The following is a 14,643-nucleotide window of genomic DNA, read 5'->3' as shown; positions in this document are numbered from 1 at the left end:
TAATTTTGGGGTGCGAAAATTGTAAAAATTTGATTACGCTTTCATCATTTTCAGAAAATTTATTTCCTGTTGGGTAAGATGGCGACATTTTCCACGGGGCAGGTCTTTTTTGGTAAGTCCGGCAAAAGAAACCCGATCTAACTTAACAACATCGTATCCCAAATGTTCGAATAAACGACGGACAACTCTGTTTTGCCCGGAATGAATTTCCAACCCCAATTCTTTTTTCCCTTCACCTACATAAGCCAGTTCGTCTATTTTTATGAAACCGTCTTCGAGTTCGACACCTTCGGTAAGTTGTAAAAAATCGTTATGTGTAAGGGATTTATCAAGGGTAGCATGATAAATTTTCCGGATATTGTAACGTGGATGGGTCAGCTTTTTCGTCAGTTCGCCATCATTGGTGAACAGCAATAGCCCAGTAGTGTTCCTGTCGAGTCTGCCAACAGGATAAATGCGCTCTTTACAGGCATCCTGAACCAGAAGCATCACGGTTTTTCTTTCATCGGGGTCGTCGAGGGTAGTAATGTATCCTTTGGGCTTATTAAGCAAGACATATTGGTACTTTTCGCGATGAAGAGTTTCACCTCCATATTGCACTTTGTCGTCGGGCGAAATTTTATGCCCCAGTTCCGTGATGATGACTCCATTTACGGAAACGGCTCCTGCCTGAATCAATTCGTCGGCTTCGCGGCGTGAACACACTCCTGCATTGGAAAGGTATTTGTTGAGTCGGATTAAGCCGTCTTCATCTTTTTTGCTGTGCATATCAGCGTCTTCATCAGATTTGTTTTTTGTATCGAACCTGGTTTTAGGGCGTTCTTTGAATTCTTTTGTTTTTCGGCGGGGTTTTTCGTCGCCTGCATCCCAACTTCTTGTGATTATAAAGGGCTTGCTGTCGCTTTCTTCTTCCGGTTTTTTGCGTTCGTAGGATTTGTCATCACTTTCGCGACGAGGACGTCTTTCGCCATAGGGTTTACGCTCGTAGGGTTTGTCTTCACTTTCGCGACGAGGACTTCTTTCGCCATAAGGTTTACGTTCGTAAGGTTTGTCTTCACTTTCGCGACGAGGACGTCTTTCACCGTAGGGTTTACGTTCGTAAGGTTTGTCTTCACTTTCACGACGTGGACGTCTTTCGCCATAGGGTTTACGTTCGTAAGGTTTGCCTTCACTTTCACGACGTGGACGTCTTTCGCCATAGGGTTTACGTTCGTAGGGTTTGCCTTCACTTTCACGACGAGGACGTCTTTCGCTATAGGGTTTACGTTCGTAAGGTTTGTCTTCACTTTCACGACGAGGACTTCTTTCGCCATAGGGTTTACGCTCGTAGGGTTTGTCTTCACTTTCACGACGTGGACGTCTTTCTCCGTAGGGTTTACGTTCGTAAGGTTTGTCATTACTTTCGCGACGAGGACTTCTTTCGCCATAAGGTTTACGTTCGTAAGGTTTTGCACCGTCTTCCTTCCCGGATTTTCTTTCTTTGTAGGGACGTTCGTGTTTATCTCTTGATTTTTCCTTGTAAGAGGGTTCAGATTTTTTCACTCCGTAAGTTGTTATCCGGGGTCTTTTGCCAGATACTGATTTTTCATCAGAATGCTTTTCATCAGGTTTCCTTCTCCCGAAGGACGATTCTTCTCTTTTCATTTTTTATAAATAGGGCAGCAAAGGTACAAATACTAGGTGTTCAATACACCATTGATTTTATAGCACTTGCATCTTTTTTAAAATTTGTAAAAAAACAGGAAGCATTATAATTTTTTTATTATATTTGAGAAAAAATGTTAGCCATGAAAAACCGGATATTACACATTGCAACTTATTCGTATTCAAGAGCACTTATACTGCAGGCGCGATTTGAATCCGAGAATATTGAATGCTTCACGCTGAATGAAAATATGATTCAGCCCGATGTTTCGGCAGGGGTACAAATCATGATTCGTGAAGCCGACGTGGAACATGCTATGAAAATTATTGAAGATGTAAAGCAGGAATATGGTGAAGACCTGAAATTGCTTGCCAAAAAAGAAGGAAAGATTAAAAAAATTCTGGTTCCTGTTGATTTTTCAGAGCAATCCACTGTTGGTTTTCGTTTTGCTATTGGTCTTGCAAGGGTTTTGCAAGCCAAAATCCGTTTGTTACACACTTATCTTCAGCCCAGTTTTGCTGCATCGCCCTATGAAGATCATACTTTTCCCATGCTTGCCGATACCTACTCCTTGGTAACCGATACCGGAAAAGAAATGCAAAAAGCTTTGGAAAAATACAAACGGATTGTTGTAAACCAAGTAAAAACCAAATCGGAATACATGCCGGAAATCAGCAAATCTATAGCGGAAGGTATCCCTGCCGAAGCCATTATGATGTATTCGCAAAAATATAAACCTGATATCATTATAATGGGAATGCGCGGGAAGGGAGACAAAAAATCTGTTGTGGGAGGTACTACTGCCGAACTCATTGAAAAATCTTCTATCCCTGTGCTCGCCATCCCCCACGATTATCAGTTTGAAGGCGTCAATAAAAATTTAAATGTATTGTACGCTACCGATTTTGATGATACTGACTTTCTTGCATTGAGTGAACTATTGCAATTCATTGAGCCGTTTAATGCCAAAGTACATTGTGTACATGTAAGTCTCGGCATAAAAAAGCCCTGGGATAAAGCCAAATTTAATGAAATGCAGCAATTTTTACAAGATAAATTTGGTGGAATGCAAGTGGAATGCGAAATGATAGTGGGCGACAATGTTTTTAACAGCCTGGAAACCTATATCCGCAATAATAATATCGGACTGTTAGCCATGACCACCCACAAACGGAACATCATCCAAAGGTTACTTAATCCCAGTATGACAAAGCGGATGTTGTACCATACCCGTTTGCCACTATTGGTTTTTCCGTTTTAAAGTTGGGAAATTTTCAAAGAAGGATACCTTTAAATGGTATCCTTCTTCATTAACAAATAGTTCAATTTAATTTTTTACGCAACCTGATAAAAAAAACGTTAATCATTAGTGTATTGTGTTTGTGTACTATTTCGGCACAGGCAGCCATGTCCGTAATATCCGTGGTTGGATTGGCGGGTGTTTCTATATATCTCCCAATGCTAAAAAATAAGAGTTTTTCCCCTCATTTACAGTAATATTATTGAGATATAATGAAGCGAAAATAGTAAAAAAAGCTGTTTTATCACGAAAAACAAAAATTATCAACACAAAGTTAGAAAACTAACTCTCGTAGCATTTTGCAACGGTCTTGTTATGTTAATATCTAATATCATTCACTGTTCAAAGAAACAACTATTTAAAGGATAACCAGAATAGCCCTATGCAGATATTATTTGCATCAATTTACCAGATCGCCCCTTAAAGCCCTGAACCGTTTGCGGGCTTCTTCTACAAAAAGGCTTCCGGGGTAATTGGTCATCAATTTCTGGTAAAAGTACATGGCTTTCGTTGGGTTTTGGAATTGATTTTCATACAATTCAGCACGTTTCATTAGCGCATCATCAGCAAGAATGCTGTAAGGATAGGTAACCAAAATCTGACCCAATAACGTATCGGCATCCAGATAACGACCTTGTAAAATTCTGATTTCTGATTCTTTAAAAATAACCTGACTGATTATAGGGTGTGAAGAAAAACTTGTAAGTAGCGAATCGAGGGTTTGCAAAGCCATTTCTTTTTTATTTTGGTAAAGAAGAAAATCAGCGCGGCTGTACATGGCAAGTTCGGTAGAGGTGCTATCGGGATTGGTGTTATCAGCAATCAAAAGCGATAATTGCATAGCATCGTTGGCAATCAACTTGCTTGTAGCTGCTTTTAAAACGTCTAATTGTGCTTTCGCCCAACTAAATTCCCCGATAAAATAAAAAAGACGGGCATTCCTGAATTTGGCTTCGTGTGCAAGCGGGTCGTTGGGTAAGGATTTTTCAACCTGTGAATACAAAAGGGTGGCTTCCCATTGTTCACCCGAAAAAAGCATGATATCTGCCAAGTCAAGTTTGCATTCGGCTTGAATTATGGTACTTATATTTTCGATATTGATGGCTTCATTCAATAGTGCTATGGCAGTATTGTTTTTTGAAAGATAAAAGGCTTCCAAACGGGCAAGGGCGCGCATCAGGGGAATGGTATTGCGATTCTTCCCCAAAGTACTCAGTGTACTGTACATTTCATTTTCCAGTGCCAGCATTTTTTCTTTGTTCAATGGAAAATCCGGAATCAGCCTGTTCATACGAGTTTCGAGCAAAGCAATTCTACTGTTTACATAATAGGGACTTTCTTCCCCTTTTTTTGTAACAATGTAACTATAAGCATCTTCTGCAAGTTCGTATTTTTTATTGGTGGTTGCCAAGTCGCCAATTTCCATGATGCGCTGTCCGTTTTCACCATTCCGGCGGTCTAAAGCTTTTGCTTGTAACAAGGCAGAGGCAAAATCTTTTTGTTGAATAGAATACCAAATCATCAGTTCCGCATAAAATTGTTGTTCCGGGAATTTTTGTATCCGTTTCAACAAAATATTCCGGAAAGCTTCATTTTTTTTGTTTTCGGGGTCATTGGTAAGGTTATCCTGCAATTTATTTTGCACATTTTGCAAATACTGATAATCAAATATAATCAGGTCAAGCAGTTCGTTATAATAATTCGACCAGTCCTCCTGCCTTTCGTAAATGTCGGCAAGTTCTATGCTGAAGGGATATTTATCGGGAAGCAGGTTTCTTCCTTTTTTTATGGTTTCGATGGCTCTTTCATTTTCCCGTTTTACCAAAAAGGCATTAGCCAATTCTGTGATTTGCTGCCTGTCGGGCTTCATTTTTTCAATAGCTTCATTATATGCATTTTCAGACTTGCGTTGCTCACCTTCTTTGCTGTATACGTAGCCTAAATCTACCAAAAATTTGGGTTCTTTGGGGTGGGATCGAATATGTTTCTTAATTATTTTTTCCGCTTTTTCATAATTCTGCAGTTCTATCAGGCAAAAGGTATAATTGGAAAAATAATACTGGGTAGGATTTTTATTATACAAATCCTCATAAATTTCCACTGCTTTGTCGAATTCACGGTTCATCATGTATTGTAAGGCTAATTGTTCGTTGGTATAGGATTGTCCCTGTGGAAAAACAGTACAAGTACACATCAACAGACCAACTAAAAACAATAATTTATACATAATTTTTTTTATTCTAAGCAGCAAAAAGCACATTACGAAAAGTGAATAATAAAGTTTTTGATACTAAAAGTGTAGCCTATAAAAAAAGCTCCTGTGCATACGGGAGCTTTTGTTGTAACTATATACAAATGGTATTATTTTTTTACTTCTTTCTTTTCTTCTTTTATTCCGAGTTTCTTTTTAACGAGAGGCATCAGATCTTCACTGTTGTCGGAAGTATAAAGTATCGTTACGCCGTTGTCTCCACTGTTAAAAACATAAGTAAAGCCATTTTCTTTGGCGACATCCCTAACAGCTTTTTTAGCTTTTTCAATTAAAGGTGCGGTTAGTTCAGATTCTTTGTTTTGCAAATCCTGCTGGGCATTTTGCTGGAAAGCCTGCATGCGATCTTGTAAATCTGCTATTTCTTTTTCTTTATTTTGTTTGATAATAGCCGACCATGTAGCATTGTTTGCTTGGTAGTCGTTGTATTTGCTTTCGAGTTCAGCCTGCATAGCATCAAACTGATCTTTAATTGTTTTTTGATAATCAGAATAAATTTTCTGAATAGAATCCTGACCTGGAATTAAGCTATAGAGTTTTGCAAAATCAAGATGTCCCAACTTTGAATTGGTTTGGGCAGAAACCGAAATTGTAAGCATACAAATTCCTATCAGCAGACAAGCTTTAATAGTATTTTTCATGGGTTAAAAGTGTTTATTAATAAATTTGGAACGGCAAAGATAGGAATTTTATTTTTTTACCTCAGTATTCCCGCCTTTACTGCTTTCTTTTTTCGGGCTTTCATCTGTCCTTTTAGAATACGTGTATCCCAATTTGTCGAGAATCTGGTCACTTACATCATATTTCCCATTCGAATATAGCATGGTAAGGCTGCCCGATTTATCGAAAATTACGGCATAGCCACTTTCGTTGGCATACTCTTCAATGGCGTTGTAAATTTTTTCCTGAATGGGTTTTACCAATTCCTGGCGCTTTTTCGTAAGGTCACTATCCTTTCCGAATCTCTTTTTTTGCAAATCTTTAGCCTCTTTTTCTTTGCTGACTATTGCATCTTCTTTCTTCTTTTTTGCGTCGGCGGGAAGCAATACAGCTTCATTCTGAAAGTCTTTATACATCTTATCTATTTCCGCAAAACGGGTTTCTATTTCCTTCTGCCATTGTATAGACAGTTCGTCCAACTGGGCTTGGGCATCATTGTACTCCGGAATGTTTTTGAGTATATATTCCGTGTCAACATAGGCAAATTTTTGGGCAAAGGAAAAAACGGTGCATACAACAAAAAGTACGCTTACAATTAACTTTTTCATCCGTAAATAATTTTTAAATTTAAAATCGGATGGAACTCGCATGTGAGATCTTCATCCGTATTTGTGTTTAACGAACATGCTCGTTTCATAGTATAGATGGTATTGGTTTTGATAAATATTTACAAAAATCCTGCCACAAAGATAAGAAAATCCCATAAGTTCCAGTCTAGGTTGCAATGGAGATAATAAAAAATATAAAATATCCGAAGATTTTTACTACGGATTATTTTTAGTATGCAGTTAACATCGCAAATTTATTGAAAGATGAAAAGCCTTAAAGTAAAATACAATTCGCATTTTATTAATTTTGTAAGCGCATAATCGCATTTTTAATACCCTTTATGTACCAGATAGACCCGGAACAGGAAAAACGAGAAATCATTCGCAGGTATCGCAAGTTGCTAAATACCTGGCGTATGCATACAAAGGAGTTTCGCGATACTTCTATGGTACAAAAGGCGTTTAAACTGGCATTGCGAGCACATAAAGATATGCGACGCAAAAGTGGAGAGCCTTATATTTATCATCCTCTCGAAGTTGCAAGAATATGCGCAGGAGAAATAGGATTGGGCGAAACTTCCATTATTTGTGCTTTGCTGCATGATGTAGTGGAAGATGCAGGTTATCCACTCGAAGATATTCGCGATGCATTCGGGGAAAAAGTCGCACAAATTACGGATGGACTCACAAAAATCAAAAAAATTTCCGATTCTTCTACTGGGACAATACAGGATGAGAACCACCGTAAAATTTTGTTAACCCTTTCTATTGATGTAAGAGTTATGCTGATAAAATTAGGCGACAGGCTGCACAACATGCGAACCCTCGAGTTTATGGCACATGAAAAACAGCTAAAAATTGCGTCAGAAACTACTTTTTTGTATGTTCCGCTTGCACACCGCTTAGGTTTATATGCCATAAAAAGTGAGTTGGAAGATCTCGCCTTCAGGTTTACACAGCAAGAAAGTTATAACGCAATCTATAAAAAGCTAAAAGAAACCGAACCAGAACGGAAAGCTTTTATTGCGCACTTCATCAGCCCTATTGTTAAAGAACTTCAAAAACGAAACAGCGCATTTGAGATAATTTTTCATGATAAATCTGTTTTTTCCATCTGGAAAAAGATGCAAAAAAAAGAAGTGGCATTTGAAGAAATGTACGATGTTTTTGCCATTCGTATAATTATCGAATTATCAACTGATGATGACCTCAACGATAAGTTCGTTGAAAAGGATGAGTGTCTGAAAGTGTATAACATAGTTACCCGGTTTTATAATCCATTGCCCAACCGCTTTCGTGATTGGATTTCAATTCCCAAAGCTAACGGTTATGAAGCATTGCATACTACTGTCGTTAGCGATAACGGACAATGGGTGGAGGTACAGATACGTACCCGCAGGATGCACGAAATTGCCGAAAAAGGCTATGCCGCCCACTGGAAATACAAAGAAAGAAGTAATACTCCCAGCGGTTTGGACCAATGGCTTGAACGTATCAGCGAAATTGTACAGAATGCCGACGAAAATGCCCTTGATTTTGTAGAAACCGTCAGACTTAATTTGTATCCCGAGGAAATTACCGTATTTACTCCGAAGGGAGACCCCAAGATACTCCCTATCAATGCCACAACCCTTGATTTTGCTTACAGCATCCATACTAACCTGGGAAGTACCTGCATTGCTGCTAAGGTAAATAACAAGCTGGTAACCCTTAAACACCAGCTAACAAGCGGAGACAAAGTAGAAATCATTTCATCAAAAAAAGAAAAACCCAAAGAAGAATGGCTTGATTTTGTAATTACGGCAAGGGCAAAAGCTAAAATCAGGGAAGCCCTCCGCGAAGAAAGGAAACAACGTGCAACCGAAGGAAAAAAAATACTGGAGGAAATTTTTAACCAGTTGAATATAGAATTTATTAAAAGTAATGTTATACGATTTCAGGAATTTAATAAATTATCTTCTCTTACCGATTTGTATTACAAGGTTGCTCTTGGCGAAGTAGGTATCAAGGAATTGAAAAACAGCTGCCACGAATCCGACAAAAGTAATAGCTGGCTGAAATACATACGGATGCCTTTTTCCAAGCAAAAAAATGAAGATAAGCCGAGAAACCTTTCTGAGAGCATGCAAAATAAACTTAAAGGGAAAAATGACACCCAGGTTCTGATTGCCGATTTCGACAAAGTGATTTATTGTATTTCCGATTGCTGTAATCCCATTCCAGGCGACGATGTAGTGGGTTTGGTTAGTGATAATGAAACCATTGATATCCATCGTACCAACTGTAAAATTGCCCGTGAGTTGATGTCGAGGTTTGGAAACAGGATTGTAAAAGCCAAATGGAGGCAGGAAGGCGAAATTTCATTTCTTACCGGAGTGCGAATTACCGGAATAGATAAAATTGGTTTTGTGCTTGATATAACGAGGGTTATTGCCGAACAACACAATCTGAATATTCGTTCGCTTCACTTTAGTAGCAACGAAGGCGTAACCGAAGGAGAAATTATGCTATTTATACATAATGCTGAGAATCTTAACATTTTAATCGCACAATTGAAAAAAATAAAAGGGGTATCACGGGTAAGCAGAATAAATTGAATATAAAAGGACAAATTATTTTTATTTATACCAAATAAACAAAATTATTTTTACTTTTATCCAAATTTTCAAAGGATGAAACCGACCGATAAAATGACTTTTGAAGCTGTAAAAAAACTTTTTACAGAATACCTTACTCAACATGGACATCGCAAAACCCCCGAACGTTTTACCATACTCAAAGAAATTTATTCAACCGATGGACATTTCGACATAGAAACCCTGTACATCCGGATGAAAAACAGCAAATATATGGTTAGCAGGGCAACACTATACAATACCATCGAACTGCTACTCAATTGTAAATTAGTTATCAAACACCAGTTTGGGCATAGTGGCTCCCAATTTGAACGTTCCTATAAATTCAGCCAACATGATCATATTTTATGCCTCGACACTGGTAAATTACTCGAATTTTGCGATCCCCGTATTCAGGAAATCCAGGAGTCGGTAAGTAAAATGTTCAATATGAATATAACACATCACTCTCTCACTTTTTACGGAACATGTAATGAAAAAAAAGAAGAGATTTTGACCGAAAAGAAATAACCAAAATGATAGATGTACTGTTAGGATTACAATGGGGAGACGAAGGCAAAGGAAAAATTGTGGATGTCATCAGCCCCCGATATGACATTGTCGCTCGTTTTCAGGGAGGACCTAATGCAGGGCATACCATTGAAATAGAGGGAGAGAAACAAATTTTACATACAATTCCGTCAGGAATATTTCACCCGGAAATAGTGAACCTGATTGGCAACGGAGTGATTATTGACCCTTTCCTCCTTGTTAAGGAAATTGAAGATTTACAACAAAAAAAAGCCGACCCCAAGAAAAATCTGCTGATATCCAATCGTGCTCATTTGATTTTGCCCACACATCGTCTGCTTGATGTTGCCAGCGAATCACTAAAGGGAAGTGCAAAAATTGGTTCTACTTTGAAAGGAATTGGACCGACTTATACCGACAAGACCGCACGTTCCGGATTGAGAATTTGTGAAATTTTCAGAACCGACTTCCGGGAAAAATATAACGAACTGAAAAATTACCATTTATCGTTGGTTTCCCAACTCTATCATTTTTCATATACAGATTTTCAACTTAATGGAATGTCGTTTGCTGAGTATGAAGAAAAATGGTTAGCCTCGCTCGAAAAGTTGAAGTTCTTCCATTTTGTGGAAGGCGAAATTTTTATCAATGCCGAAATAGCCAAAGGGAAAAAAGTGCTTGCCGAAGGTGCTCAGGGAACATTACTCGACGTGGACTTTGGTTCTTATCCCTTTGTAACATCCAGTAATACAATTACAGCCGGAGCTTGTACCGGGCTGGGTGTTGCTCCCCACAAGATAAGCCGGGTTTACGGAATCGTAAAAGCCTACTGCACCCGTGTTGGAAGTGGACCTTTCCCCACCGAACTGGAAGATGAAACCGGAGAAAAATTGCGGAACCTCGGTAAGGAATTCGGCTCTACCACTGGTCGCCCACGCAGGTGCGGATGGCTTGACCTGCCTGCACTGCGCTATGCAATAATGCTTAACGGTGTTACTGATCTTATCCTTACCAAAGCCGATGTCCTTGATACCTTCGATAAGATAAATATTTGTACCCATTACGAATCGAAAACTGAAAAAATACATTATCTACCTTCTGATATACTTGGTCAACTTCTGCATCCCGTTTATACCGAAATGCAGGGCTGGATGGAAAACCTGCAAAAAGCAGAAACTTTTAACCAATTACCTGGGGCTGCAAAAGATTACATCGCATTTCTTGAAAAAGAAACGGGTATTCATTTTGAAATGATTTCCACGGGTCCCGGGCGGAAGCAGATACTTGAACGTAAAATGCATATAATAAAACAATAATCATGAGCATACATATCGAAGCCCCTGTCGGCGAAATAGCCAAAACCGTTCTCCTTCCCGGCGATCCGCTACGTGCAAAATTTATAGCCGAAAATTTTTTAGAAAATCCACGTTGTTACAATAATGTAAGGGGAATGCTCGGTTATACGGGCGAGTACAACAACAAAACTATATCGGTACAGGGAACCGGTATGGGTATTCCTTCCATTTCTATTTATGTAAACGAACTCATTAACGATTACCAGGTAAAAAAACTAATCAGGATAGGTACCTGTGGTAGTTTGCAGGAACATATTAAGGTAAAGGAACTCGTAATAGCAATGGGAGCCTGCACCGATTCCAATGTTAACAAATTGCGGTTTGGTGGTATGGATTTTGCAGCTATTGCTGATTTTAATTTGTTACAGAAAGCCAAAGCCCTTTCCGAAGAATTGGATTTGCCTTATCATGTGGGTAATATCCTTTCATCGGATTTCTTTTATTTTGATGAACACATTAACGACCCATATTTTTTATGGAGAAAACATGGTGTTCTGGCAGTGGAAATGGAAGCCGCCGCCTTGTATACCCTCGCTGCACGCTTTGGTGTACAGGCACTTGCCTTGCTCACCGTAAGTGATAATCTTTTTACCGGTGAACGCACCAGCGCCCAGGAACGTCAAACGGCTTTCACCGGGATGATGAAAATAGCACTGGAATTAGCATAGCCATCCCTCAAAGTACTGCAAATATAACAAATTTATCGTTATAAACAACACTATGACAATACTTTGTATAAACTTTTGCCTTGCAACGACCTTGGCACCGCCATACAGGTATCTGAAACCACAGATGCCTTTGGTATCATTATGATTAAAGAGCGTTTATTAACGGAAACCAATACAATAATACTTACCCTGGCATTTCCTTTTTTATTGCTTCCATTACCGAAAAAGGAGCTACGGTATGCACCACACGTCGGCAGTGCAGTTGAGCTTCGGCAAATAACTTTTTGTATTCGGCAAGCGTACGTTCCCTGCCGCCCTGCGTACCTGTAAGCATCAGCAAATCCATCATTTTCCCAAACGAAGGAGTATTTCCTTCCGGAATAATGCTTTCGATAACCAGCAGGCGACTCCCATTTTCGATAACCGAACAGATTTTACTCAATAGTAAAATGCAATGGCTGTCGTCCCAGTCGTGAAGCACATTTTTCAAAATGTACAAATCGGCACCGGAGGGTACATTTTCAAAAAAATCTCCCACCGACAATTGCAAACGCAAAGATATTGTATCCCCATCGTGTAGCGAAGTGTCAACGTTTTCGATAACGTGTGGCAGGTCAAAAAGTATGCCTGTTGCCGAGGGGTATCGTGAAAGTATGGAAGAAAGCAATACTCCGTTTCCGCCTCCGATGTCCACTATCTTTTTAAAATTTCTGAAACTGTAAGCCGAAAGTAGGGCTTTGGCAAACAACCGCGAAGCATTGCTCATGCCTTTATTAAAAACCGCCGCCTCGGCAGGATTGGCAGTCATGAAATCGAAAGCATGGGTATTGAATCTTTTTACATAAGCATTTTCGCCTGTACGTACGCAATGGAGCAGTTCGCCGAAATTTTGCAATTGTGTAACACTGGTATGGCTTTGTATCAGGTACTTCATGCCATCTTCCTTGTCGAGCAATGCCCTGGCAAGAAAGGTAAGGTGAAAAACATTTTTCTCAGTTTCGCGGAAAACGCCCCGGCTTGCCAGCGTGCGCATAAGGCGGTACAGCGAAGGCGAATGGGTTTGCGTAAGCGCAGCCAGTTGGTCAATGTGCAGGGGTTTTTCTTTCAGTAAGCCTGCAATGTCCAATTCGGCGGCAACGCCCAACGCCCTGGCATACCAAAAATCGTGAACGATTTCAAATAGGGCAATTCCTCCGGGAACCATGTGCATCCGCAACTTGTATAAACCATTGCGAAACCATTGTAATACCTGCATTGTCCATGCAGGGGGCAGAAACTGGGTAAAAGTTTTCATGTGTTTTTTCAGGAAGACAACATTGTTTCCACTTCTTCACGGGTAAGCTTTTCCCAGTTGGGATCTACAAGTTTTTCGCCGTCGGAAAGGAAAGAAACATGGTAAAAAGTTTCAGTGTAAAAAGTAAGCTTCGAGCCACGGTCGGGAGTATGCTCAATAAAATACAGTTTATTGTGGGGGATCTGGTATTCGGCGGCAATGGCTGTAGCTAAGGGGGCATTCCAACGGGTAACGGAAGTACCCGGATTTTCGTTGTACAAGTCGGTGGCTATAACTATGGTCATGCCGTTTTTTGCCCTGTGAATTTTTAAACCGCATTGCGAGTCCATGTCCCATTCGCCTTTGAAACGATAAATACTATCGGTTAAATTATTTTTTTCTTTCATGCAAAATGATAAAATGCTGATTAAACGTTAATGATTAACTTCCCCTGGTAACTTTTTTCCCGAAACTGATATCTGCCAAATCCTGGCGGCGTGAGCGATAGGTTCCGTCTTCGATTTCTTTTTCTATCACTTTCCGGAAGAGTTTGAACATTTTCTGGGCTTGTGATTCATCTTTGTAAAAGGTATCCCAGGCAAGGTAAAAAAGTTCCTGCAGCCGTTCAGGGCTCATGTGTTTGGGCTGAAATACCACTTTGCCGGCATTATAGTCGTTCCAGTCGAAATTAAAAATCCGTTTTTCACGAATCATATCATCCCAGGCTTTGGTATGGGGAAAAGGAGTCATCACGGTAAATTCGGCAAGATCGAGGTCAATTTCGAGCAGGAAGTCAATAAGGCGTAGAATGTCGTCTTCCGTCTGGTTGTCGAGTCCTAATAAAATAGTACCCTCTACGCCTATGCCATAGTCGTGGTACATTTTAATACGGTCTTTGATATAGTCGGAGGTGTCGAACACTGCCTGGTACACATACCAGGCGCCTGCCTGTGCAGCAAGATTAAGCACTTCGGGTTTATCTTCTATAGTATGGCTGCACCATTTCTTTTTCAGGGGGATCATCTCTCTGAAAAGGTCTTTTTCCCATTGAGTATCCTGTGCCAGTGAGTTATCTACTATAAAAAGCCGGTTGTTTTGTATGGTTTCAAGCTCCTCTATCACTTTGTCCAGAGGTCTCGGGCGAAATTCTCTTCCGCCGAGATAGGTAACGGCACACGGGTAGCAACTGAAACGACATCCCCGCGAAGCGTGGAACAAATCTACCATTTGCACTCCTTTATGGTAATAAAGTTCGCTTTTAAGAATGTCGCGGCGGGCAGGTCCTACAAGGGCTATGTCAGGGCGGTTGTTCATGAAGTTATACACTTTTTGCAGGCGATTTTTTCTGAAATCGTCGAGTACCTGTTCCATTCTACCTTCGCTTTCGCCAAGAAAAACAGAATCGGCATGTTGCAGGGTTTCTTCTGCGTGCAGCATGGTAGAAATACCTCCGAAAATCACTTTTTTGCCTAAGCTATGATAGGTTTCGGCAATTTCCCAACCCCGTTTTATCTGGGTGGTAAGCATCATGGAGATTGCCACCAGGTCGCAGTCGTCGGTGATTGTAAGGGGCTCAACATTTTCATCGGTAAATTCTATCTCTACATAATCAGGAAGCGTAGCAGCAAAAACCACGGGACCGTGCGGAGGCAGGTTAAAATGGGTTTGTCCTTCCAGTTTTGTCCACTTGGGATAAATCAGTTTTATTTTCATAGTCTT

General features: G+C 40.0%; 12 protein-coding genes. 5 read left to right on the top strand and 7 right to left on the bottom strand.

Going from position 1 to position 14,643, the window contains the following annotated elements:
• Positions 1 to 33: 33 nt before the first annotated feature.
• Positions 34 to 1,644, bottom strand: coding sequence for a pseudouridine synthase (locus M0R21_01375; protein MCK9616468.1), 1,611 nt, complete (start codon positions 1,642 to 1,644; stop codon positions 34 to 36).
• A 143-nt stretch (positions 1,645 to 1,787) separates the two neighbouring features.
• On the opposite strand from M0R21_01375, the gene M0R21_01370 reads away from it, so the two are divergent.
• Positions 1,788 to 2,906, top strand: a complete 1,119-nt coding sequence (locus M0R21_01370; protein ID MCK9616467.1) for a universal stress protein — start codon at positions 1,788 to 1,790, stop codon at positions 2,904 to 2,906.
• A 439-nt stretch (positions 2,907 to 3,345) separates the two neighbouring features.
• Here M0R21_01370 and M0R21_01365 read toward each other — a convergent pair whose 3' ends face one another.
• From M0R21_01365 to M0R21_01355, 3 genes are all read right to left on the bottom strand, one after another.
• Positions 3,346 to 5,172 carry a tetratricopeptide repeat protein gene (locus M0R21_01365; protein MCK9616466.1) on the bottom strand — a complete coding sequence of 609 codons (1,827 nt, stop codon included), beginning with the start codon at positions 5,170 to 5,172 and terminating at the stop codon, positions 3,346 to 3,348.
• A gap of 134 nt (positions 5,173 to 5,306) precedes the next feature.
• Positions 5,307 to 5,855 carry an OmpH family outer membrane protein gene (locus M0R21_01360; GenBank protein ID MCK9616465.1) on the bottom strand — a complete coding sequence of 183 codons (549 nt, stop codon included), beginning with the start codon at positions 5,853 to 5,855 and terminating at the stop codon, positions 5,307 to 5,309.
• 48 nt (positions 5,856 to 5,903) lie between these two features.
• The gene (locus tag M0R21_01355) at positions 5,904 to 6,482 is read right to left on the bottom strand and encodes an OmpH family outer membrane protein (GenBank protein ID MCK9616464.1); all 579 of its coding nucleotides are present in this window, start codon (positions 6,480 to 6,482) and stop codon (positions 5,904 to 5,906) included.
• 341 nt (positions 6,483 to 6,823) lie between these two features.
• Between M0R21_01355 and M0R21_01350 the strand changes: the two genes are divergently transcribed.
• From M0R21_01350 to deoD, 4 genes are all read left to right on the top strand, one after another.
• Positions 6,824 to 9,079: a RelA/SpoT family protein gene (locus M0R21_01350; GenBank protein MCK9616463.1), complete on the top strand. Its 2,256-nt coding sequence runs from the start codon at positions 6,824 to 6,826 to the stop codon at positions 9,077 to 9,079.
• 75 nt (positions 9,080 to 9,154) lie between these two features.
• Complete coding sequence (locus tag M0R21_01345; protein MCK9616462.1) at positions 9,155 to 9,628, top strand: transcriptional repressor; 474 nt, start codon at positions 9,155 to 9,157, stop codon at positions 9,626 to 9,628.
• Between the two features lie 5 nt (positions 9,629 to 9,633).
• Complete coding sequence (locus tag M0R21_01340) at positions 9,634 to 10,944, top strand: adenylosuccinate synthase (protein ID MCK9616461.1); 1,311 nt, start codon at positions 9,634 to 9,636, stop codon at positions 10,942 to 10,944.
• Between the two features lie 2 nt (positions 10,945 to 10,946).
• Positions 10,947 to 11,651, top strand: a complete 705-nt coding sequence (gene deoD / locus M0R21_01335) for a purine-nucleoside phosphorylase (protein ID MCK9616460.1) — start codon at positions 10,947 to 10,949, stop codon at positions 11,649 to 11,651.
• A gap of 184 nt (positions 11,652 to 11,835) precedes the next feature.
• Here deoD and M0R21_01330 read toward each other — a convergent pair whose 3' ends face one another.
• Genes M0R21_01330 through M0R21_01320 form a run of 3 tightly spaced genes read right to left on the bottom strand, consistent with a single transcriptional unit; the run spans position 11,836 to position 14,637 of the window.
• Positions 11,836 to 12,945 (bottom strand): acetylserotonin O-methyltransferase, encoded by a 1,110-nt coding sequence (locus M0R21_01330; protein MCK9616459.1) that lies wholly within the window; start codon positions 12,943 to 12,945, stop codon positions 11,836 to 11,838.
• Between the two features lie 8 nt (positions 12,946 to 12,953).
• On the bottom strand, positions 12,954 to 13,331 hold the full coding sequence (locus M0R21_01325) for a hypothetical protein (protein MCK9616458.1): 378 nt from the start codon (positions 13,329 to 13,331) through the stop codon (positions 12,954 to 12,956).
• A 34-nt stretch (positions 13,332 to 13,365) separates the two neighbouring features.
• On the bottom strand, positions 13,366 to 14,637 hold the full coding sequence (locus tag M0R21_01320) for a radical SAM protein (GenBank protein MCK9616457.1): 1,272 nt from the start codon (positions 14,635 to 14,637) through the stop codon (positions 13,366 to 13,368).
• Positions 14,638 to 14,643 lie beyond the last annotated feature (6 nt).

Source organism: Lentimicrobiaceae bacterium, from assembly GCA_023227965.1.
GTDB lineage: Bacteria > Bacteroidota > Bacteroidia > Bacteroidales > JALOCA01 > JALOCA01.
Note: the sequence above shows the minus strand (reverse complement) of the source record. Positions and strands in the feature narration are given on the sequence as shown.

Bases quoted from the DNA above. Each gene is read 5' to 3' on its own strand.
- M0R21_01375 (MCK9616468.1), bottom strand. From the start codon at position 1,644: ATGAAAAGAGAAGAATCGTCCTTCGGGAGAAGGAAACCTGATGAAAAG.
- M0R21_01370 (MCK9616467.1), top strand. From the start codon at position 1,788: ATGAAAAACCGGATATTACACATTGCAACTTATTCGTATTCAAGAGCA.
- M0R21_01365 (MCK9616466.1), bottom strand. From the start codon at position 5,172: ATGTATAAATTATTGTTTTTAGTTGGTCTGTTGATGTGTACTTGTACT.
- M0R21_01360 (MCK9616465.1), bottom strand. From the start codon at position 5,855: ATGAAAAATACTATTAAAGCTTGTCTGCTGATAGGAATTTGTATGCTT.
- M0R21_01355 (MCK9616464.1), bottom strand. From the start codon at position 6,482: ATGAAAAAGTTAATTGTAAGCGTACTTTTTGTTGTATGCACCGTTTTT.
- M0R21_01350 (MCK9616463.1), top strand. From the start codon at position 6,824: ATGTACCAGATAGACCCGGAACAGGAAAAACGAGAAATCATTCGCAGG.
- M0R21_01345 (MCK9616462.1), top strand. From the start codon at position 9,155: ATGAAACCGACCGATAAAATGACTTTTGAAGCTGTAAAAAAACTTTTT.
- M0R21_01340 (MCK9616461.1), top strand. From the start codon at position 9,634: ATGATAGATGTACTGTTAGGATTACAATGGGGAGACGAAGGCAAAGGA.
- deoD (MCK9616460.1), top strand. From the start codon at position 10,947: ATGAGCATACATATCGAAGCCCCTGTCGGCGAAATAGCCAAAACCGTT.
- M0R21_01330 (MCK9616459.1), bottom strand. From the start codon at position 12,945: ATGAAAACTTTTACCCAGTTTCTGCCCCCTGCATGGACAATGCAGGTA.
- M0R21_01325 (MCK9616458.1), bottom strand. From the start codon at position 13,331: ATGAAAGAAAAAAATAATTTAACCGATAGTATTTATCGTTTCAAAGGC.
- M0R21_01320 (MCK9616457.1), bottom strand. From the start codon at position 14,637: ATGAAAATAAAACTGATTTATCCCAAGTGGACAAAACTGGAAGGACAA.